The organism is Bordetella genomosp. 1 (genome assembly GCF_002261335.1).
Taxonomy (GTDB): Bacteria; Pseudomonadota; Gammaproteobacteria; order Burkholderiales; family Burkholderiaceae_B; genus Bordetella.
This window is the reverse complement of the sequence record NZ_NEVL01000001.1, coordinates 1,054,803-1,075,776: the sequence shown is the minus strand read 5'-3', so window position 1 is coordinate 1,075,776 and position 20,974 is coordinate 1,054,803. Positions and strand designations below refer to the sequence as shown.

Sequence of the window (20,974 nt, the reverse complement as noted above, 5' to 3'; positions counted from 1 at the left end):
TCAGGCCTTCGTGATGTCGTGGTTTTCGCCGCCGCCGTTCCAGTAGCCCGGCACGGCAAGCCGTTTCTCCGAGCGGCGGAACAGATACGACAGCACGCTGCACATGGCGAAGTAGATCACCCCCACCATGGTGTAGACGGTGAGCGCCTGGAAGGTTGCGCCGGCAAGCATCTCGCCCGCCCGCATCAGCTCGTAGACGCTGATCACCGCCACCAGCGAGGTTTCCTTGATGAGCACCAGCGCGTAGTTGCCCAGCGCCGGGAAGATGGTGCGCAGCGCCTGCGGCAGCACGATGCGGCGCAGGCGGTCGACCTTCTTCAGGCCGAGCGCGCGCGCCGCCTCGTACTGGCCGGCGTCGACCGACTGGATGCCGCTGCGGAACAGCTCGGCCAGATAGGCGCCGAAGTTCAGCGTGAGGCCCAGCACGCCGGCCGTGAAGCCGTCGATCACCACGCCCATCTCCGGCAGGCCGTAGTAGATGTAGAACAGCTGCAGCAGCAGCGGCGTGCCGCGGATCACTTCGATGTAGAAGCGCGCCGCGCGCGAGAGCACGGGCGATTTCGACAGGCGGCACAGACAGACCACCAGGCCCACCGCCACCGCGAGAAAGGCCGAGCAGAAGAACAGCGCCAGGGTCCAGAGCGAGCCTTCGGCCAGCGGCGTCAGATACATGCGCAGGGTCGTGAGGTCCATCGTCGCATCCCGTCCGTTACTTGCTCATCAGATCGGCCACGCCCCACTTGCGCCCGATCTCGGCCAGCTCGCCGCTCTTCTTCATGTCGGCCAGCGCGGCGTTGACCGCGTCGAGCAGCGCCTGGTTGCCCTTCTCCACCGCCATGCCCACCTGCCACTTCTTCTGCGGCACGTACTCGGTGTGCAGCTTCACGCCGGGGATGTTCTTGGTGGTGATCTGGTAGACGATGCTGGGCGGATCGACGATGCCGAGGTCGATGCGGCCGGCGCGCACGTCGGCCAGCAGCGTGGCGTAGTCCTGGTAGGTCGAGACCTTGGTGTCGGGCATGTCCTTGATCATGTTGAACTGCACCGAGTCGACCAGCACGCCCACGCGCCGGCCCTTCATGTCCTCGAACTTCGCGTAGGTGCGGGTGTTCTTGTCGCTCACCACGATGCCTTCGCCCCACTCGTAGACCGGCGCGGTGAAGTCGATCGCCCGCGCCCGCTCCTCGGTGATGAACAGCGGCGCCGACATCAGGTCGGCGCGTCCCGACGTGAGCGTGGGGATGAGGCCGGAGAACGGCACGTCGGCCAGCTTCATGTCGAGCTTCATGTGCGTGGCCACGCCGCGCGCCACGTCGACCATGATGCCCTCGAGCTTGTTGCTGGCGGGATTCTTGAAGCCGTGCGGCGGCGCCGAGGCGGTGGTGACCACGTTCAGGCTCTTGGCCGCGCGGACCTCGTCGAGGCTGCGGGCGTGGGCCGGCGCGAGCGCGCAGACCAGGCCGGTGGCGGCCAGCAGGCCGGCGATGCGTTTGCTGATTTTCATGTTTTCCCCTTGAGTCGAGATGGGCCCGTCAGGCGGGCCGGCCTTGCGGATACGCCTGCACCGCGCTGGCGGCGAGGGCGAAGAACTCTTGCATCACGGTCGCGGCGAGAAACGCCGTGGCGCCGCCCACGTCCTGCGGCGGCGACACCGTGTTCACGTCGAACGCGACGAAATTCATGCCGTGCAGCCGGCGCAGCAGCGCCAGCCCTTCCTTGGCCGACAGGCCGCCCCACTCCGGCGTGCAGACACCCGGCGCACACGAGGGATCGAAGATGTCCATGTCGAAGCACAGGTAGACCGGGCGCGCGCCCACGCGGCGCTTGATCTCGTCGAGCACCGCGCCCTGGTCGCGGTCGAATTCGTCGAACGGGATCACGGTGTAGCCGACCTCGCGGCCGTACTCGACCACGCCGCCCATGAACGAATTGCCGCGCGTGCCGACGTGATAGCTCGCCGCCACGTCGACCACGGCTTCCTCGGCGGCGCGGGTGAAGGTGGTGGCGGTGTTGTAGCCGGCGATCGGATAGGTGTCGGTGTGCGAGTCGAAATGCAGCACCACCACGCCGGGATGGCGCTTGCCCACCGCGCGCAGCTGCGGCAGCGTCACCGCGCCGTCGCCGCCCATCGTGATCGGGATCGCGCCGGCATCGAGCACGCGGCCCACGGCCGCCTCGATCTGCGGATACGAACGCTCGGGATCGCCGGGCCAGCACACCACGTTGCCGGCGTCGGCGGCGCGCAGGAACTGCGGCGGGTTGTCCTGGCCGGCACGCCGGAACAGATCGTAGGGGCGCAGCAGGCGCGACTGCTCGCGGATGGCGTCGGGCCCCTGGCGCGAACCCACCCGGAACGGATGGGTGCCGCAGTCGAAGGGAATCCCCATCACGCAGGCCCGCGGCGCCGCCTGCCCGGCGCCCGGCGCGGCCAGGCCCATGAAGCCGGCGGCGGGGGCGAAGACGGCGGGGTCCACCAGGGCCGAATCAATTTGCTGCACAGCACAACTCCCTCTGATCCACGCGGGATCTCGTAGCGTATGTTTTATTTGTCATATCGCACAGCGATACGCTCGTGTCGTAAATAGATTAATCCGACCGCCACCGCCTGAGTACTAGGGATTCCCCGCCACCGCGAACGCGGCTCGAGGTTTTGTGCGATGCAATAAAAAACCCGGCCGGGGCCGGGTTCGAGCGCGGGCGGCGCGACCTTCAGGCGCGCGGCGGCTCCATGGCATAGAAGGGCTGTGTGACGCCGATCGTGCGGGAGGCGCTGATGGCGTGGGCGGTTTCGAGCACCTGCGGACCGAACACCGTCTGCGCCTGTTCGAAGCTCCAGCGGCTCGACGGCACCGAGATGTTCACTGCACCAACCGGCGTGCCCGCCGGATCCAGCACGGGCGCGCTGATGGTGATGTCGCCCTGGTAGAACTCGCCGTTGGCGCGCGCATATCCCACGCGCCGCGCGAATTCGAGCTCGTCCATGAGCGCATCCAGCGCGACGATGGTCTGGCTGGTATAGGCGCGGCGTTCGCCGCGCTGCAACAGCTCGGCGGCCCGTTCGGGCGGCAGGCGCGACAACACGGCGCGCCCGGCAGCGGTGCAGTGGATCGGCAGGCGCATGCCCACCGGCATGTGCACGAACATCTGCTTGTGCGTGGCGAAACGCGCCACGTAGACCATGTCGAGCCCGTCGGGCTCGGCCAGGCTGCAGGTTTCCTGGCTGGTCCGATTGAGCGAATGGAGGAAGGGATTGCCGCCCAGCACGAGCGGGCTGGTCTGGGCGTAACGCATGCCCAGCTCGAGCGACTGCGGCGCCAGCGAAAAGCGCTTGGTCTGCGGATGCTTGCGCAGATAACCCTGCACCCACAGCGTGTGGGCGAAGCGCTGCACCGCGCTCTTGGTGAGGCCGGTGGCCTCGGCCAGCTCGGGCAGCGTCATGGCCGGCCGCGCTTCGCTGAAGGCGGTCAGCAGGGTGATGCCGCGCGCCAGGGCGGCGACGAACAGCGGGGAGTCCTCGGAGGCGGCCATGAAAAATGCGCGATTCGGTTTGGGTGCGCATAGCGTACCGCATTCCGAATCGCGCATATCGCCAGGCGATCCAACTCGGATGCCCGGCGCGGCCTCATCGCATCAACGCACCGGCCAGGCGTACATCGCGCCGCCCTTGTTCCAGGGCGCGTTCACGCCGCGCTCCAGGCCGAGCTTGCTGCCCTTGCCCACGTTGCGCTCGAAGATCTCGCCGTAGTTGCCCACCGCCTTGATGGCGTTGTAGGCCCACTTTTCGTCGACGCCCATGTTCTTGCCCGCGCCGGGCGTGACGCCCAGGATGCGCAGCACGTTGGGGTTGCTGCTCTTGAGCATCTCGTCGACGTTCTTCTGCGTGATGCCGTACTCCTCGGCCTCCATCAGCGCAAACAGCGTCCAGCGCACGATGCCGAGCCAGTTTTCGTCGCCCTGGCGCACCATCGGGCCGAGCGGCTCTTTGGAGAAGCGCTCCGGCAGGATCTCGAAGTCGTTCGGATTGCCCACCTGCGTGGCGCGCACGGCGGCCAGCTGCGAGGCGTCGTCGGTGAAGGCATCGCAACGGCCCGACTCGAACGCTCGCACGACCTCGGTGACCTTGTCGATCACGACCGGCGTGAACTTGATGCCGTTGGCGCGGAACCAGTCGGCCAGGTTGAGCTCGGTGGTGGTGCCGGGCTGCACGCAGATCGTGGCTTCGTTGAGCTCCTTGGCCGACTTCACGTTGAGCGATTTGCGCACCAGCACGCCCTGCCCGTCGTAGAAGCTCGGCGCCACCGCGGCGAGACCGAGCGAGGTATCGCGCGTCTGCGTGAGCGTGACCGTGCGCAACAGCACGTCGACCTCGCCCGATTGCAGCGCGGTGAAGCGTTGCTGGGTGGAGAGCGGCGTGCCCTTGAACTTGCTGGCATCGCCGAACACCGCGGCCGCCACCGCGCGGCAGATGTCGACGTCCATGCCTTCCCATTCGCCCTTGCTGTTGGTGGCGCTGAACCCGGACACGCCGTCGGTCAGGCCGCACTGCACGAATCCCTTTTTCTTGACCGCGTCGAGCGTGGGACCGGCGACGGCCGACTGTGCCGCACACGCGAGGGCGATGGCGCCCGCCACCATGGCAAATTGCCGCTTCATGAATCGTCTCCTGGGTGAATCCGGACACGGCACCCGGATGGGGCTGCCGGCCGGCGGTGTTTCGACAGGCGGAATCTGCCTGGCGCGGGCAGCTTACGCCCGCCGCGCATCGCTCACAATGCGCGGCTACCCTAGGAGATGTGGGGAAACGGCCGGTTCGCACCGGCCCCGGGCATCAGGTGCCCGGCAGGTCGGTGGTGTCGAGCGTGAACGCGGCGGCGGCGCGGCCGATGCGATCATTCACGGCGTCCCAGGCCGAATCGGTGGGCGGGGCCTGCACCAGGATGCGGGCATAGCCCTCGCGGTCGAGCTCGCGCAGGCGCGCGTACAGCGATTGGGCATAGCGCGCCGGATCGGCCGGCACCTGCACCCAGTCGACCCGGTCGAACGCCTGCGCGGGCGCGCCGAACGCCACCACGGCCAGCCGGCCCTGCGGCGCGCGCGCGGCCACGGCCTCGCCCAGCTGCGCGGCCTCCACCAGCTCGAGCGGCGTGCGCGGCGCGTAGTGCGCCTTGAGCGTGCCGGACGCGCGCGGCGCGGCGGCGTCGGGACGGCCGACGGGCACGCCCAGCACCGCTTCGATCTGCGCCGCGCTCACGTGGCCCGGACGCAGCAGCACCGGCCCCACGCCCTGCGCCAGGCGCGACAGATCGAGAATGGTGGATTCGATGCCGACCTCGGCGGCGCCCCCTTCGAGCACCGGCATGCCCTCGGCCACCTCGCGCGGGAATTCGTTGCGCACGTGTTCGGCCTGGGTAGGCGACACGTGGCCGAAGGTATTGGCCGACGGCGCCGCCACGCCGCCCTGCCCGTTCGGCATGGCGGCGGCGAAGGCGCGCAGCAGCGCCTGCGCCACGGGATGCGAGGGGCAGCGCAGGCCGATGCTGTCCTGGCCGCCGCTCACCGTGTCGCCGATGTGCGGCGCGCGCTTGAGGATGAGCGTGAGCGGACCGGGCCAGAAGGCCTGCATCAGCGCCCGCGCCTCGGCCGGCACCTCGGCCGCCCAGTAACCCACGTCGCCTTCCGGCGCGATGTGCACGATCACGGGGTGATTCGAAGGCCGGCCCTTGGCGGCATAGATGCGCGCCACGGCGGCCGGATTCTCGGCATCGGCGCCGAGCCCGTAGACCGTCTCGGTGGGAAACGCCACCAGCTCGCCGGCGAGCAGGCGCTGCGCCGCGAGCGCGATCTCGTGGGCGTCGGCGGGCGTGCTCATGCGTGCGGCTCGGCGGCGGCGATGCCCAGCACGGCGGCCACGCGCGCGGCGCCGGTCTGCGCCTCGGCCAGCGTGGTGCCGGTGATGTTGATGTGACCCATCTTGCGGGCGCGGCGCGCATCGCGCTTGCCGTACAGATGCAGCTTGGCCGTGGGCACGGCCAGCGCGGCCGACCAGTTGGGCTCGCGCGCGCTGTCGCTGCCTTCGTCGAACCACACGTCGCCGAGGATGTTGAGCATGACCACCGGCGCCAGCAGCTGCGTGCTGCCCAGCGGCAGGCCGGCCATCACGCGCGCCTGTTGCTCGAACTGGCTGGTGACGCACGCGTCCATGCTGTAGTGGCCGCTGTTGTGCGGGCGCGGCGCGATCTCGTTGACGATCAGGCGGCCGTCGGTGAGCACGAAGAACTCGACGCACAGCACGCCGTGATAGCCCAGCCCGGCCGCGATCTTCTGCGCGGCCACCGTGGCCTGCGCCTGCAGGCCGTCGGGATCGTGCGCGGTCTGCGCCACCGTGGACACGGCCAGGATGCCGTCGCGGTGTTCGTTGCGCGCGATCGGGAAGACCACGTCGGCGCCATCGAAGCCGCGCGCCAGCACCACCGAGATCTCGTGATCGAGCGGCATCAGCGCTTCCAGCACACAGGCCACGCCGCCGAATTCGCGGAAGGCCTCGAGCGCCTGCTCGCGCGTGGCGATGCGGGCCTGGCCCTTGCCGTCGTAACCCAGGCGCGCCACCTTGAGGATGCCGGGAAACAGCGTGTCGGGCGCGTTCACGAGGTCGGCCTCGGCGCGCACCGCGGCGTGCGGTGCCACGGCGATGCCCTGGCTCGCGATGAACGACTTCTCCGCGATGCGGTCCTGCACGATGGCCACGGCGTCGCCCGCCGGGCTGACGCGGCAGTGCTGCTGCAGCAGGCGCAGGCTGTCGGCCGGCACGTTTTCGAATTCGGTGGTGACCACGCGGCAGCGCTCGGCCAGCTGCATGAGGCCGGTGGCGTCGTCGTAGGCGGCCTGGATGTGGAGGTCGGCCACCATGCCGGCCGGGCATTCATCGGCCGGGTCGAGCACGGCGACCCGGTAGCCCAGGCTTTGCGCGGCGTGGCAGAACATGCGGCCGAGCTGGCCGCCGCCCAGCAGGCCCAGCCAGTCGCCCGGGGCGACGATTGCAGTGTGGTGTTGCGACATGGATCACGACCCCTAGTGTGGGGGATAGCAGAACGGACCCTCGCGGGTCGCGCGGAGAATAGAAGGCCCGGCACCGGCCGGGCCGCGGATCAGGCCTCGGGCGGCACCTTCATGTTGCGCGCGGCGTCGGTCTGCGCGGCGCGGAAGGCCACCAGCCTGGCGTGCAGGTCATCGTCGGTGCAGGCGAGCGTGGCGATCGCGTGCAGCGCGGCGTTCGCGGCGCCGGCTTCGCCGATCGCGAAGGTGGCCACCGGCACGCCCTTGGGCATCTGCACGATCGACAGCAGCGAGTCTTCGCCACGCAGGTATTTCGAGGGCACGGGCACGCCGAACACCGGCACTTCGGTGAGCGCGGCCATCATGCCCGGCAGGTGCGCGGCGCCGCCGGCGCCGGCGATGATGGCACGCAGGCCGCGCGAACGCGCCTCGGCGCCGTAGTCGGCCATGTCCTGCGGCATGCGGTGCGCGGAGATCACGCGCGCCTCATGGGGCACACCGAAGGACTCGAGCATCGCCACGGCATTTTTCATGACCTCCCAATCGCTGGAAGAGCCCATGATGACGCCGACGACGGGAGCGCCCGTTGCAAAAACCTTGTTGTTCATGACCGTTGCGGGTTGGCACGCGGCATGCGCGGCGCAGGGCCGGCGCGCGTGCGGGTTTGGCGGCGGTGAGCCGCGAAACCCGGTATTTTACCCGCCCTGGCTGCCGGTCGCCGGCACCGCGCCGGCGGCGGGCGCCGCCGGGCCCGATCCGGGCGCCGGCGTCACCGTCCGGGCCGCCGGCACGGCGACCCGCGTCCCCAGGCAATTGGAGGCGCGGCAGCGGTAGCCGGTGTCGGCCAGCTGCGCCAGCACGGCCAGCGAAAACACGCCCATCACGATGCCGGTCTGCAGCGACACGGGCTTTTTCATGGCGTTGTCGCCCCACTTGCGGTCGCGCGCCTGCATCACCACGGCGAACAGCACCAGCGCCGCACACGCGAGGAAATGCCAGGTGTCGGCACGCAGGCCGCCCCAGGGCGCGCGCAGCGCGGCGTGGCCCTGCAGCAGCATCCAGGCGCTGGCGGCCAGGCCGCCGATCGCCGAGATGATCACCATGGCGTAATGCAGCGGCGAGGGGCCGAGCCGCATGTTCAGCACCAGGCCGATGCCCGCCATCACATAGGCGGCCTGCTGCAGTAGCGCGAGCGGCGGCGGGACCTGCCCGGCCAGCCAGTACAGCGCCGGACTGCCGAGCAGCATGACGCTGATCAGGATGAGAAAAAGACCGTTGAGGCGGCGCGATCCCACGGCCAGGTTCTGCAGGAAGATCATGAGCGGACCCGGCGTTCAGAAGATGAGCGGCAAGGGGCCCCGCATCGCGGCGCCCGACCCGACCAGAAACAGGCCCAACGTGACCAGCCATAGCGTGAAACACGGACTGCGCCGGCCCAGGATGGCGTACCACATGGCCAGAGCACCCGTCAGGAAAGGCAAAATCATCAACAAAATCAGCCTCCTCAGCGCGAGAACGCGACCGAGTATAACGTAACAATCGGAAATATATGTGACTGGACGAAATTTTCTGAGCCGTGTCGACAATCGTCGCGGACAACAAAAACCCCGCCTCCAGGGCGGGGTCCATGTTTGCCCGGAACGCGTCCGGGCGGCGTGAGCAGAAATGCTCAGGCGGTGAGACGGTCGAGCGCTTCGCGGTACTTGGCGGCGGTCTTCTCGAGCACGTCCTGCGGCAGGCGCGGTGCGGGGGGCGTCTTGTCCCAGGGTTGGGTCTCGAGCCAGTCGCGCACGAACTGCTTGTCGAAGGACGGCGGGCTGATGCCCACGCGATAGCCGTCGGCGGGCCAGAAGCGCGACGAATCGGGCGTGAGCACCTCGTCCATCAGGTGCAGCGTGCCGTCGGCGTCGAGGCCGAACTCGAACTTGGTGTCGGCGATCATGATGCCCTTGGTCGCGGCGAAGGCGGCGGCCTCGGTGTACAGGCGCAGCGTGACGTCGCGGATGCGCTCGGCCATTTCCTGGCCGACTTCCTTGACCACGTGGGCGAAGTCGACGTTTTCGTCGTGCATGCCGAACTCGGCCTTGGCGGCCGGCGTGAAGATCGGCTCGGGCAGCTTGCTGGCCTGTTGCAGGCCGGCCGGCAGCGTGATGCCGCACACCGAACGGGTGGTTTGATAGTCTTTCCAGCCCGACCCGATCAGGTAGCCGCGCGCCACGGCCTCGACCAGGATCGGCTTGAGGCGCTTGACGACCACCGCGCGGCCGCGCACCTGGTCCACCTCGTCGGGCGCGACCACGTCTTCGGGACGGATGCCGGTGGAGTGGTTCGGCAGGATGTGCGCGAGCTTCTGCAGCCAGAATTCGGTGAGCTCGGTGAGGACCTGGCCCTTGCCCGGAATGGGATCATCAAGAATGACGTCGAACGCGGAGATGCGGTCGGACGCCACGATCAGCAGCTTGTCGTCGCCGACGGCGTACATGTCGCGCACCTTGCCGCGACCCAGGAGCGGCAAGGACTTGATGCTGGATTCGTGCAAAGCGGAAGTCACGGAGATGGCCTATGGCAAAAATGAAGCTTCCCGCCTGCGCGCGCGCCGGGCGGGAAGAAAACGATCGGGGGGCTGCCGCGGCTGCCCGGCGTGCGGGCGCGGCTCGCGCAGGCGATAGGTTACTGCAAATGCGCCCGCCCTGCCCGGCTGGACGGGCGGCCGCGCCGCCGCCAGGCGGGTGGCCGCGCGCGGCGGCGCGCCCCCTGGCGCCCGGCGTGTCGTGCCGGCAGCTCCCCCCGGCCACCCTCCGCGCGCGAGCAGCGCCCAGGAAAAAGCCGCCCCGAGGGGCGGCTTGCGCTGGCGGCCCGCCGCCTCGCGACGGCGCGGGCCGGGCGGTTTTTACTGCACGACCTGGGCGAGCTTGCCGCTGGCGTATTGCTGCGCGATCTCGGTCAGGGGCAGCGCCTTGATCTTGCTGGCGTTGCCGGCGGTGCCGAACTCGGTGTAGCGCGCCACGCAGATCGCCTTGGCGGCGGCACGGGCGGGCTTCAGGTATTCGCGCGGGTCGAACTTGCCGGGGTTTTCGGCGAAGAAGCGGCGGATCGCGCCGGTCATGGCCAGGCGGATGTCGGTGTCGATGTTGATCTTGCGCACGCCGAACTTGATGGCTTCCTGGATCTCTTCGACGGGCACGCCGTAGGTTTCCTTCATGTCGCCGCCGAATTCGCGGATCTCGGCCAGCAGCTCCTGCGGCACGCTCGACGAGCCGTGCATCACCAGGTGGGTGTTGGGCAGGCGGGCGTGGATTTCCTTGATGCGCTTGATCGACAGGATGTCGCCGGTGGGCTTGCGGGTGAACTTGTAGGCGCCGTGGCTGGTGCCGATGGCGATGGCCAGGGCGTCGAGCTGGGTCTGGCGCACGAAGTCGGCGGCCTGTTCCGGATCGGTCAGCAGCTGGTCCATCGTGAGCTTGCCGTCGGCGCCGTGGCCGTCTTCCTTGTCGCCTTCCATGGTCTCGAGCGAGCCCAGGCAGCCCAGTTCGCCTTCGACGGTCACGCCGAGCTTGTGGGCCATCTCGACCACGCGACGGGTCACGTCGACGTTGTAGTCGTAGTCGGCGATGGTCTTGCCGTCTTCCTTGAGCGAGCCGTCCATCATGACGCTGGAGAAGCCGAGGTTGATCGCACCCTGACAGACAGCGGGCGACTGGCCGTGATCCTGGTGCATCACCACGGGGATGTGCGGATACGACTCGACGGCGGCCTGGATCAGGTACTTGAGGAAGCCTTCGCCCGCGTACTTACGCGCGCCGGCCGACGCCTGCATGATCACCGGGCTGTCGGTCTCGGCCGCCGCTTCCATGATGGCCTGGACCTGTTCCAGGTTATTGACGTTGAACGCGGGGATGCCATAACCGTGCTCGGCGGCGTGGTCGAGCAACTGGCGCATGGAAACTAGGGCCATGAAAGGACCTCCTTGGATTACCGGGTGATTGTGATGTTTGAAATACCGCTGAATGGCGAGATTTTAGCCGTGGTTTCAAACCAGGTCTTGTGCACGAGCCGACAAGGCGTAACCAAACCCGCCCCGGGGGACGTCGGCACCCTCCACGCCCGCGCGCACCGCCACGGCCGGGCAGGGTCGGCGGCGCCGACCCAGGGGCTCGCGGGTGTTGGCGGCGACGGCGCAACGGCCCGCATTGCGCGGCATCCGCCCCCCTAACGTCGGGCTACGCCCGGCTTTATTGTCATCGGTTGTTACTGCGGCGGGGCGGGCGCGGCGGCCCGCGGCCCCCCTCGCGCAGTGGTCGGCGCTGCCGCCCGGCGGCCACTTCCGGCCCCGATTCCGTTGCCTGGAACTGACAACTTTCTGTCAGGTGGACCCGCTTATCATCGCGCCCGGCCACCCTGGCCGCGTCCACGCGACGGACGCCAGCCGCCCTGCCGGGCCGCTCCCGTCGCCGGCCCCGCAGCGTTTCTGGTCTGCGTTCTGTCCGGCGAGCCGCAACAAACCCTGAGTTTCGCCAATCATGAATACCAAGAAGTTGACCCGCTATATCGGCATCGCCATGGTGCTGGGCATTGTGGTGGGATACGTTTGCAATCGCACGGCCACGGACGCGGCCCACGCCAAACAGCTGGCGGGCTACTTCAGCATGATCACCGACATCTTCCTGCGCCTGATCAAGATGATCATCGCGCCGCTGGTGTTCGCAACGCTGGTGTCGGGCCTGGCCGGCATGACCGACTCCAGCGCGGTGGGCCGCATCGGCCTGCGCGCCATGGTGTGGTTCGTACTCGCCTCGGTGGCCTCGCTGCTGCTGGGCCTGCTGCTGGTGAACGTGTTCGCGCCCGGCACCCACATGAACCTGACGCTGCCCGACGCGGGCGCCAGCACGGCGCTCAAGACCGGCGACTTCACGCTCAAGGGCTTCCTGACGCACGTGTTCCCGCGCAGCATCATCGAGGCCATGGCCACCAACGAGATCCTGCAGATCCTGGTGTTCTCGCTGTTCTTCGGCGCGGCGCTGGGCTATGTGCGCGGCAAGGGCCACACCACCATCATCAATGCCATCGACGAGCTGGCCAAGGTGATGTTCCGCGTGACCGACTACGTGATGCGCTTCGCGCCGCTGGGCGTGTTCGCCGCCATGGCCGCCGCCATCACCACCGAGGGCCTGGGCGTGCTGGTCGGCTACGGCCTGCTGATCGGCGAGTTCTATCTCGGCCTCGTGCTGCTGTGGGCGCTGCTGTTCGGCGTGGGCTATTTGTTCCTGGGCCGCGACGTCAAGCGCCTGGGCGGTCTCATCAAGGAGCCGACCCTGCTCGCCTTCTCGACCGCCAGCAGCGAATCGGCCTACCCCAAGACCATCGAGGCGCTCACCCGCTTCGGCGTGCCCAAGCGCATCTCGGGCTTCGTGCTGCCGCTGGGCTACTCGTTCAACCTCGACGGCTCGATGATGTACCAGTCGTTCGCGGTGCTGTTCATCGCCCAGGCCTACGAGATCCCCATGAGCTTCAGCCAGCAATTGATGCTGCTGCTGGTGCTGATGGTGACCAGCAAGGGCATGGCCGGCGTGGCGCGCGCCTCGCTGGTCGTGGTCGCGGCGACGCTGCCGATGTTCAACCTGCCCGAGGCCGGCCTGCTGCTCATCATGGGCATCGACCAGTTCTTCGACATGGGCCGCACCGCCACCAACGTGGTCGGCAACAGCCTCGCCACCGCCGTGATCTCCAAGCTCGAGGGCGCGCGCGCCGGCGCCGACGACATCGAGGCCGCCTCGGCCGAGGATGCGGAAGACGCCGACGGCGCCGCCCCCGCCCCGGCCCCGCGCAGCCAGGCCTGAACCCCGGCCGGCACAGGAAACGAAGGCACCCGCGAGGGTGCCTTCTTCGTTTGCGCTGTCCGCCGCCTCAGGCCCGGGACGTCTTCACGCCGCCACCGCACACTCGGCACGCGCCGGCGCGACCGGCAGCGCCGGATAGTGCGAGCTGAAGACCAGCCGGCCGGCGGACCACGTGTGGCTCACCAGCGGCATGCCGCCCACCAGCGTGACCGCGACCAGGTCCGCGCGCAGGCCGGGTTCGATGCGGCCGCGGTCGTCCAGGCCGCAGGCGCGGGCGGGATTGCTGCTGACCAGGGCCACCGCCTGCGGCAGGGTCAGGTCGCTCTGCTCGATCACCTTGAACGCCGAGGCGATCAGGGTGGACGGCTGGTAATCCGAGCAGAGGCAGCTCGCGACCCCGGCGCGCACCGCGTCGATGGCGCGCATCGAGCCGCTCTGGCTCTGGCCGCGCAGCACGTTGGGCGCGCCGAGGATGGTGGGCAGGCCGCACGACACCGCCGCCTTGGCCGTGTCGAGGTTGATCGGGAACTCGCTCATGGCCACGCCCAGGTTGCGCATGGTGGCGATGCGATGCACCGAATCGTCGTCGTGGCTGGCGGTGGGGATGTTGCGCGAGCGCGCCTCGGCCAGCAGCTGCTCCACGCGCGCGCTGGCGCCCGCCTGCCCGTCGAGCTTGGCGCGCGCGGCGGCCTCGGCCTCCTCGCGCGTCATGGCATGGTTGCCCATCACGTACTTCAGATAGGCCTCGAGCGTCTTGAACTGGCCCTGGCCCGGCGAATGGTCCATCACCGACAGCAGGTCCACCACGCCTTCGCGCATCAGCGCCATGAGCAGGTCCACGGCCGCCGCGTCGGTGACCTCGTAGCGGCAGTGGATGCGATTGTCGACCAGGCTGCGGCCGCGGAAGGCGTGCACCGTGCGGATCAGCGTGGCCGCCGTCTCGTTGTTGCGCACGCCCCATTCCTTGTTGGCGAACGACATCGCGTGGAACGGCGTCGTGATGCCGGCGGCGGCGTTGCGGCGATCGACCTGGGCCACCGCGAAGTCGAGCGGAAACAGCACGCTCGAGCGCGGCTCGGCCTCTTTCTCGATGGCGTCGCAATGCAGGTCCACCAGACCCGGCATCAGGGTCTGGCCATCGAGCCGCACTTCCTCCACGCCGCCACCGGCGCCGTCCGGATCGATGGCGCGGATGACGCCGTCCTCGATCAGCACGGCGGCGTCGTTCAGCACCGCATCGGGCAACACGACGCGCGCGCCGGTCAGGTATCGCTTGCTCATGTTCAGCTCCTTGCTTCGGTTCAGGCCGCCACCGCGGCGGGCCGCAGCGACAGCAGGCGCGTGGCGACGGCCTGGCGCACCGCCTCGTCGTGGAAGATGCCGACCAGGCAGCGTCCGGCGGCGACCGCATCGCGGATCAGCGCCACCACCACCTCGCGGTTGCCGGCGTCGAGCGAGGCCGTGGGCTCGTCGAGCAGCAGGATCGGGTGGCCACCGATGAAGCCGCGCGCGATGTTCACGCGCTGTTGCTCGCCACCGGAGAAGGTGGCGGGCGGCAGCGACCAGAGACGCTCGGGCAGGTTGAGCCGCGCCAGCAGCGCCGCGGCGGCGTCGCGCGCCGGGCCGGCCGCCACGCCGCGCGCGCGCAGCGGTTCGGCCGCCACGTCGAGCGCGCTCACGCGCGGCACCGCGCGCAGGAACTGGCTGACATAGCCGATCACGTCGCGCCGCAGCCGCAGCACCTCGCGCTCGGGCGCCTGCGTGAGCTCGGTCAGGGTGTCGCCGTCGCGCACCTGGATCGAGCCGGCGCTGGCGAGATAGTTGCCATAGAGGCAACGCAGCAGCGTGCTCTTGCCCGTGCCGGACGGGCCATCGAGCACCAGGCATTCGCCGGCGTGCGCGCTGAAGTCGACGGCGTCGAGCACCGGCAGCGCCGTGCCGCCCTGGTTGTGCAGCGTGAAGGTCTTGCTCAGGCCGCGCACCGCGATCAGGGTGCGCTGGCCGCTCTGGAGATCGGTCATGGTCAGCTCTGCAGGATGGAGGACACGAGCAACTGGGTGTAGGGATGCTGCGGATCGTCGAGGATCTGGTCGGTGAGGCCGCTTTCGACCACCCGGCCGCCGCGCATCACCAGCGTGCGATGCGCCAGCAGGCGCGCCACGGCCAGGTCGTGCGTCACGATGATGGCGGCCAGGCCCAGGTCGGCCACCAGCTGGCGCAGCAGGTCGAGCAGGCGCGCCTGCACCGACACGTCGAGCGAGGCGGTGGGCTCGTCCATGAACACCAGGCGCGGGTGCGTGACCAGGTTGCGGGCGATCTGCAGCCGCTGCTGCATGCCGCCGGAAAACCGGGTGGGCGCGTCGTCGAGACGCTCGACGTCGATTTCCATCTTGCGCAGCCATTCCGCGGCCGCGCCGCGCAGCTCGCCGTAGTGGCGGTCGCCGATGGCCATCAGGCGCTCGGCCACGTTGGCGCCCGCGCTGACCCGCATGCGCAGGCCGTCGCGCGGATTCTGGCGCACGAAGCCCCAATCGGTGCGGGCCAGCAGGCGCAGGCGCGCGCTGGTGAGCGAGGCCAGCGACACCGGTCCCTGGTCGCGCGTGTCGAACCAGATGCTGCCCTCCTGCGGCGCCACCTGCCACGAGAGCGCCTGCAGCAAGGTGCTCTTGCCGGAACCCGACTCGCCCACCACGCACAGCACTTCGCCGGGCCACAGGTCGAAACTCACGTCGCGGCAGCCGTGCACGCCGTCCCAGGTGTGCGTGAGGTTGCGGACGGACAACAAGGGATGGGCGCTCATGCCGAATGCTCCGGTTGGGCCAGCGCCGCGTCGGCGCCGACGTGGCCGTCGGCCTGGCGCGTGGCGCAATACTCGGTGTCGGAGCACACGAAGCGGCGCGTGCCCTGGTCATCGAGGATGATTTCGTCGAGATAGCTGTCGGTCGCGCCGCAATGGGCGCAGGCGCCGTCCCACTTCTCGACTTCGAAGGGGTGGTCGTCGAAGTCCAGGCTGCGCACCCGGGTGTAGGGCGGCACGGCGTAGACGCGCTTCTCCCTGCCCGCGCCGAACAGCATCAGCGCCGGGCTGGCATCGAGCTTGGGGTTGTCGAACTTCGGGATCGGCGACGGCCGCATCATGTAGCGGTCGTTCACGATCACCGGGTAGTCGTAGGTGGTGGCGATGTGGCCGTGACGCGCGATGTCTTCGTAGAGCTTCACGTGCATGCCGCCGTATTCGGCCAGCGCGTGCATGGTGCGCGTCTCGGTCTCGCTCGGCTCGAGCCAGCGCAGCGGCTCGGGGATCGGCACCTGGTAGACCATGATCTGGCCTTCGGCCAGCGGCGTTTCCGGGATGCGGTGGCGCGTCTGGATGATGCTGGCCGCGCGCGTGGACTCGGTGGTCTGCACGCCGGTGACGCGGGCGAAGAAGCGGCGGATGTTGATCGCGTTGGTGGTGTCGTCGGAACCCTGGTCGATCACCTTCAGCACGTCGTCCTGGCCGATGATGGCGGCGGTGACCTGGATGCCGCCGGTGCCCCAGCCGTAGGGCAGCGGCATCTCGCGGCCGCCGAACGGCACCTGGTAGCCGGGAATGGCGACGGCCTTGAGCAGCGCGCGGCGCAGCATGCGCTTGGTCGATTCGTCGAGATAGGCGAAGTTGTATTCGCCGTCGGTGCGGGGGTCGGCGTGGCTCATGCGGTGGCCTCCGTGGCAGGGGTGGGGTGCGCGGCGCTGCCGGCCTCGGCCGGCGCCTGCCGGTCGGCCCGGGCCTGGGCGTGCTCGGCGCGCAGGCGGCGCACCAGTTCGAGGTTGGCCTGGAAATCGACGTAGTGCGGCAGCTTGAGGTGCTGCACGAAGCCCGAGGCCTCGACGTTGTCGCTGTGATAGAGCACGAACTCGTGGTCGTTGGCGGGCGAATCGGCGGCCTCGCCGAGCTCGCGCGCCTTGAGCGCGCGGTCGACCAGCGACATCGACATGGCCTTGCGCTCGCCGTAGCCGAACACCAGGCCGTAGCCGCGGGTGAAGCGCGGCGCCTCGCCCGGCGCGCCGCTGAACTGGCTCACCATCTGGCATTCGGTGAGTTCGATCTCGCCGATCGTGACCGCGAAGCCCAGCTCCTCGACCATCAGCTCGACCTCGACCTGGCCATAGCGGATCTCGGCGGCGAAGGGGTGGGTGTTGCCGTAGCCGCGCTGCGTGGAATAGCCCATCGCCAGCAGGAAGCCCTCGTCGGCGCGCGCGAGGTTCTGCAGCCGCGCCGAGCGCGGCGCGGGGAACGTGAGCGGCTCGCGGGTGAGGTCGAACGGCGGCGGCGCGTCGGGATCGGGCAGCTCGGGATCGATCAGGTCGTCGTGCGCCAGCAGGTCGGTCACGCGCGGGGTCGCGGGCGGCGTGAGTGGCGCGGCCTCGACCGGGTCGGTGTCGCGCGGTTCCATCAGCGAGAAGTCGAGCAGGCGCTGGGTGTAGTCGTAGGTCGGGCCCAGCATCTGCCCGCCGGGCAGATCCTTGAAGGTGGCCGAGATGCGGCGCTCGAGCCGCATGCGGCCAGTATCCACCGGCTCGGTATAGCCGAAGCGCGACAGCGTGGTGCGATAGGCCCGCAGCAGGAACACCGCCTCGAGCGTGTCGCCCGCGGCCTGCTTGAGCGCCAGCGCCGCGAGATCGCGGTCGTACAGCGCGCCCTCGGCCATCACGCGCGACACCGCCAGCGGCATCTGCTCGCGCACCTGCGCCACGCTGAGCTCGGGCAACGCGGTGTCGCCCCGGCGATAGGTGTCGAGCAGACGGTAGGAATTCAGGATGGCGCGTTCGCCTCCTTTCACGGCAACGTACATGTCATTCCTCCACGATGGCGGTGCGGGGCAACGCGCAGAACTGCGTGCCGCACGTCAGGAACACGTCCACGCCGAGCGGGAAGCGGGCGTGATTGCGGCGCCACTCGCGCCAGAAACCGTCGGGCAGGCCCGCCACGCGCAGGGGCTGGGTGTCGCGGATGCCGGGGCCGCGCAGCGTCACCGGCGCACCCTGCCCCAGTTGCGCCACTTCCAGGATCAGCGTGGCGGAGCGGTCGGGAAACTCAGGCTGGCCGGCGTCGAGCTCGGTCAGGGCCGGCGCCGCGGCACCGGCGGGCACCGCGACGAAGCGCGCGGCGTCGGCCTCCGGCACCAGCGGGCTGGCGCAGTGAAAGCGCAGGAAGGCCAGCGCCTCGGCGCTGGCGCCGGGCGGCAGCCACACCGGCGTGTCGGTGTCGGCCAGTGTCAGCAGCAGCGCGGTGAGGGCCGCGCCCAGCCCTTGGGGCACGGCGCAACTCGGCGCGAGCGCAAACAGGCGGCCCGGCGCGGCCATGGCCTGCAGCGCGGCGCGGAAGGTCTGCTGGGCATCGGCCACCGGATCGGCGAAGCCGGCCAGCGGCACGGCGGCCCGGGATTGCAGGAGGGTGTCCATCAGTCGTCTCCGCGAACCATGGTGAAGAACTCGACCCGCGACTGGTCGGCGGCGCCGGCCCGGCGGGCGGCGCGCTCGGCCTGTTCGCGCGCCAGGGGCTGGAGCAGGTCGCGCTCGATGCGGGCGCGCCAGTCGGGCAGCTGCATCAGCGCATCGGCCACGGCGGCCTGGCGGGCATGGCGGCGGCCACGTCCCTGCACGTAGGCCACGCCCATCACGCCCGGATCGAGCGTGATCGCGCAGCGCGTGACGGTGACTTCGCCCAGGTTGAAGGGGTCGCCGGTGCCGCCGCTGCGGCCGCGCACCATCGCCATGCCGGTCTGCGGCTCGCGCAGCACGCGGTAGTCGGGCAGGGGCTCGAGCGCGTCGTACAGCACGTCGAGGCGGTCGGGGTCGGCCAGCGCCAGCACGCGCATCCAGGCGGCGCGGTCGGCGGGCTCGTTCGAGGTCGGCGTCGATTGCATGTTTATCCTCTAAACGTCTAGATGACTAGATCCAAATTGAAGCAGCAATGCGGGCAGTTGACCAGAGCCGGATTAAGCTTTGATGACAAGGACCTGCGCACGCCCCGGCGCCGGCCGCGGGGCGCGCCGATGGTGCACAATCTCAGCGAATCGATATGTAGTGCTCATGACAGGTACAAGACCATGGTAGAACGAGGTTCCGGCATTGCGGTATGGCGCCAGATCGGGGAACAGCTGGCCGAAGACATCCGCAAGAAACGCTATCCCGCCGGGGAACAGATGCCGCCCGAGCCCGAGCTGGCCGCCCGCTTCTCGGTGAACCGCCACACCATCCGGCGCGCCATGGCCGAGCTCGAGCAGCACGGCCTGGTGCGCATCGAGCAGGGCCGCGGCACCTTCGTGCAGGAGCACGCGATCGATTATGTGATCGGCCGCCGCACCCGTTTCTCCGAGAACCTTCGCAACCAGGGCCTGCACGGCCACGTCGAGGTGCTCGACAGCCTGGTCCTGCGCAATGCCGAGATCGCCCGCCACCTGGGCCTGCCGCGCAGCCATCCGCTGCTGCGCGTGCAACTGATCGGCAAGGCCGAAGACACCGCGATCAACGTGTCGGAGCATTATTTCGACGAGCGCCGCTTTCCGGGCTTCGCCGACGAACTGGCGCAACAGCGCTCGGTGTCGAAGGTCTACGCCAGGTTCGGGGTGGGCGACTACACCCGCAAGTGGTCGCGCATCACCGCCGCGCTGCCCAGCGCCGAGGTCACGCGCATCCTGGGCCAACCCAAGACCCGGCCCATCCTGCAGATCGAATCGCTCAACGTGGACCAGGCCGGCGTGCCGCTGCAATACAGCCTCACGCGCTTCGTCGGCGACTGGGTGCAGCTGGTCATCAGCGACGAAACGGCCGTTCCATGACCCGCCCGATTCGTCTAGACATTTAGCTGTAATGTGCCATGGGTAAGGTACGCCGCATGAATCCTTCTTCCGCTTCCGCGCCCATGCTGGCTGGTATCACCGGCCAGCGGATCCTGACGCCCTCCGGGCCCGGCGTCGCCAGCCTGCGCTTTCACGCGGGCCTCATCGATGACGCGGGGGGCCACGCCCGCCGCAACGGTCAGTGGCTCGACGCCGGCAACCTGCTGGTGCTGCCCGGCATCGTCGACCTGCACGGCGACGCGTTCGAGCGCGCCGTGATGCCGCGCCCCGGCGTGGCGTTCCCGTACGGCAACGCGCTGCACGACGTCGACCGCCAGCTGCTGGCCAACGGCATCACCACCGAGTTCCACGGCGTCACGCTGTCGTGGGAAGGCGGGCTGCGCGGCGAGCCCTACGCCGAGCGCATGTTCGACACGCTCGACGCGCTGCGCGACGAACTGGCCGCGCGCCACTACGTGCACCTGCGCTTCGAAACCCATCACCTCGACGGCGTGGCGATCGCCCAGGACTGGATCCGCGCCGGCCGGGTGCGCTTCCTGGCGCTCAACGATCACCTGCCCGGCATGGCGCGCCGCCTGGGCGACGACCGCAAGCTGCTGCAATACGCCGACCGCGCCGAGTGCGACCTCGACACCTTCCGCGACCGCATCCGCCAGGCCATGAGCGGCGCCGACCGCGTCGCCAGCGCCATGCGCGACCTGGTGCGCAGCGCGCACGAGGCCGGCCTGAAGGTGGCCTCGCACGACGATCCCGATGCCTCCACGCGCCGCTACTACCACGGGCTGGGCTGCGAGGTGGCCGAATTCCCGCTCACGCCCGAGGCCGCCCGCGTGGCGCGCGACCTGGGCAACGCCGTGGTGTTCGGCGCGCCCAACGTGGTGCGCGGCGGCAGCCACACCGGCGCGCCGGGTGCCACCGAGATGGTGCGCACCGGCCTGTGCGACGTGCTCACCTCCGATTACTACTACCCCGCCCCGCTGCTCGCGGCGCTGCAACTGGCCCAGACCGGCGTGCTGCCGCTCGAAGAAGCCTGGGCCCTGGTGTCGGCCAATCCGGCCCGCGCGGCCGGCCTGCGCGACCGCGGCAGCCTGGCCCCCGGCCGCATCGCCGACCTGATCGTGGTCGACGACAGCGTGCCCGGCATGCCGCGCGTGTGCGCGGCGGTCGTGGGCGGCGTGCTGCGCTACGCCTCGCGCCAGTTCGAAGGCGAACGCGCGGCCGCGCTGGCCGCCTGAACGC

Annotated in this window: 22 protein-coding genes; 3 read left to right on the top strand and 19 right to left on the bottom strand. The window is 69.6% G+C overall.

Features of this window, described 5'->3' with window-relative positions; translation table 11 throughout:
* The 12 genes from CEG14_RS04925 to fba all read right to left on the bottom strand — a co-directional run bounded on the left by CEG14_RS04925 (position 1) and on the right by fba (position 11,008).
* Positions 1-693, bottom strand: coding sequence for an amino acid ABC transporter permease (locus tag CEG14_RS04925; protein ID WP_094825202.1), 693 nt, complete (start codon positions 691-693; stop codon positions 1-3).
* Between the two features lie 16 nt (positions 694-709).
* On the bottom strand, positions 710-1,504 hold the full coding sequence (locus CEG14_RS04920; RefSeq protein ID WP_094825201.1) for an ABC transporter substrate-binding protein: 795 nt from the start codon (positions 1,502-1,504) through the stop codon (positions 710-712).
* A gap of 28 nt (positions 1,505-1,532) precedes the next feature.
* Positions 1,533-2,438 carry an arginase family protein gene (locus CEG14_RS04915; protein ID WP_094825290.1) on the bottom strand — a complete coding sequence of 302 codons (906 nt, stop codon included), beginning with the start codon at positions 2,436-2,438 and terminating at the stop codon, positions 1,533-1,535.
* 271 nt (positions 2,439-2,709) lie between these two features.
* The gene (locus CEG14_RS04910; RefSeq protein ID WP_094825200.1) at positions 2,710-3,528 is read right to left on the bottom strand and encodes an IclR family transcriptional regulator; all 819 of its coding nucleotides are present in this window, start codon (positions 3,526-3,528) and stop codon (positions 2,710-2,712) included.
* A 102-nt stretch (positions 3,529-3,630) separates the two neighbouring features.
* Positions 3,631-4,653: an amino acid ABC transporter substrate-binding protein gene (locus CEG14_RS04905; RefSeq protein ID WP_094825199.1), complete on the bottom strand. Its 1,023-nt coding sequence runs from the start codon at positions 4,651-4,653 to the stop codon at positions 3,631-3,633.
* 175 nt (positions 4,654-4,828) lie between these two features.
* On the bottom strand, positions 4,829-5,869 hold the full coding sequence (locus tag CEG14_RS04900; protein ID WP_094825198.1) for an L-threonylcarbamoyladenylate synthase: 1,041 nt from the start codon (positions 5,867-5,869) through the stop codon (positions 4,829-4,831).
* Entirely contained in the window at positions 5,866-7,056 is a 1,191-nt protein-coding gene (locus CEG14_RS04895) for a 5-(carboxyamino)imidazole ribonucleotide synthase (RefSeq protein ID WP_094825197.1), read from the bottom strand. Before CEG14_RS04895 ends, CEG14_RS04900 begins: the two co-directional genes overlap by 4 nt.
* Positions 7,057-7,145: 89 nt before the next feature.
* Entirely contained in the window at positions 7,146-7,661 is a 516-nt protein-coding gene (gene purE / locus CEG14_RS04890) for a 5-(carboxyamino)imidazole ribonucleotide mutase (RefSeq protein WP_094825196.1), read from the bottom strand.
* An 87-nt stretch (positions 7,662-7,748) separates the two neighbouring features.
* Complete coding sequence (locus tag CEG14_RS04885) at positions 7,749-8,372, bottom strand: hypothetical protein (protein WP_094825195.1); 624 nt, start codon at positions 8,370-8,372, stop codon at positions 7,749-7,751.
* Positions 8,373-8,387: 15 nt separating this feature from the next.
* The gene (locus tag CEG14_RS26250; protein ID WP_176461318.1) at positions 8,388-8,540 is read right to left on the bottom strand and encodes a DUF5993 family protein; all 153 of its coding nucleotides are present in this window, start codon (positions 8,538-8,540) and stop codon (positions 8,388-8,390) included.
* Positions 8,541-8,722: 182 nt separating this feature from the next.
* Entirely contained in the window at positions 8,723-9,604 is an 882-nt protein-coding gene (locus tag CEG14_RS04880; RefSeq protein WP_094825194.1) for a phosphoribosylaminoimidazolesuccinocarboxamide synthase, read from the bottom strand.
* Positions 9,605-9,943: 339 nt separating this feature from the next.
* The gene (gene fba, locus CEG14_RS04875) at positions 9,944-11,008 is read right to left on the bottom strand and encodes a class II fructose-bisphosphate aldolase (RefSeq protein WP_094825193.1); all 1,065 of its coding nucleotides are present in this window, start codon (positions 11,006-11,008) and stop codon (positions 9,944-9,946) included.
* A gap of 565 nt (positions 11,009-11,573) precedes the next feature.
* Here fba and CEG14_RS04870 point away from each other — a divergent pair.
* Positions 11,574-12,890, top strand: coding sequence for a dicarboxylate/amino acid:cation symporter (locus tag CEG14_RS04870; RefSeq protein WP_094825192.1), 1,317 nt, complete (start codon positions 11,574-11,576; stop codon positions 12,888-12,890).
* An 84-nt stretch (positions 12,891-12,974) separates the two neighbouring features.
* On the opposite strand, the gene CEG14_RS04865 is transcribed toward CEG14_RS04870, so the two are convergent.
* From CEG14_RS04865 to phnG, 7 genes are read right to left on the bottom strand one after another with little or no spacing between them, the layout of a single operon-like run.
* Complete coding sequence (locus CEG14_RS04865) at positions 12,975-14,171, bottom strand: alpha-D-ribose 1-methylphosphonate 5-triphosphate diphosphatase (RefSeq protein ID WP_094825191.1); 1,197 nt, start codon at positions 14,169-14,171, stop codon at positions 12,975-12,977.
* A gap of 20 nt (positions 14,172-14,191) precedes the next feature.
* Positions 14,192-14,911: a phosphonate C-P lyase system protein PhnL gene (gene phnL / locus CEG14_RS04860; protein WP_094825190.1), complete on the bottom strand. Its 720-nt coding sequence runs from the start codon at positions 14,909-14,911 to the stop codon at positions 14,192-14,194.
* A 2-nt stretch (positions 14,912-14,913) separates the two neighbouring features.
* The gene (gene phnK / locus CEG14_RS04855) at positions 14,914-15,690 is read right to left on the bottom strand and encodes a phosphonate C-P lyase system protein PhnK (protein WP_094825189.1); all 777 of its coding nucleotides are present in this window, start codon (positions 15,688-15,690) and stop codon (positions 14,914-14,916) included.
* Positions 15,687-16,586: an alpha-D-ribose 1-methylphosphonate 5-phosphate C-P-lyase PhnJ gene (locus CEG14_RS04850; protein ID WP_094825188.1), complete on the bottom strand. Its 900-nt coding sequence runs from the start codon at positions 16,584-16,586 to the stop codon at positions 15,687-15,689. The genes phnK and CEG14_RS04850 overlap by 4 nt, the downstream gene beginning before the upstream one ends.
* Complete coding sequence (locus tag CEG14_RS04845; protein WP_094825187.1) at positions 16,583-17,725, bottom strand: carbon-phosphorus lyase complex subunit PhnI; 1,143 nt, start codon at positions 17,723-17,725, stop codon at positions 16,583-16,585. Before CEG14_RS04845 ends, CEG14_RS04850 begins: the two co-directional genes overlap by 4 nt.
* Before the next feature lies 1 nt (position 17,726).
* The gene (phnH, locus tag CEG14_RS04840) at positions 17,727-18,335 is read right to left on the bottom strand and encodes a phosphonate C-P lyase system protein PhnH (RefSeq protein WP_094825186.1); all 609 of its coding nucleotides are present in this window, start codon (positions 18,333-18,335) and stop codon (positions 17,727-17,729) included.
* On the bottom strand, positions 18,335-18,799 hold the full coding sequence (phnG, locus tag CEG14_RS04835) for a phosphonate C-P lyase system protein PhnG (RefSeq protein WP_094825185.1): 465 nt from the start codon (positions 18,797-18,799) through the stop codon (positions 18,335-18,337). The genes phnH and phnG overlap by 1 nt, the downstream gene beginning before the upstream one ends.
* A gap of 183 nt (positions 18,800-18,982) precedes the next feature.
* Here phnG and phnF point away from each other — a divergent pair, with 183 nt between their 5' ends.
* Together phnF and CEG14_RS04825 are read left to right on the top strand one after the other, a co-directional pair.
* Entirely contained in the window at positions 18,983-19,714 is a 732-nt protein-coding gene (gene phnF / locus CEG14_RS04830) for a phosphonate metabolism transcriptional regulator PhnF (RefSeq protein ID WP_094825184.1), read from the top strand.
* 56 nt (positions 19,715-19,770) lie between these two features.
* Positions 19,771-20,970 (top strand): alpha-D-ribose 1-methylphosphonate 5-triphosphate diphosphatase, encoded by a 1,200-nt coding sequence (locus CEG14_RS04825; RefSeq protein ID WP_094825183.1) that lies wholly within the window; start codon positions 19,771-19,773, stop codon positions 20,968-20,970.
* Positions 20,971-20,974 lie beyond the last annotated feature (4 nt).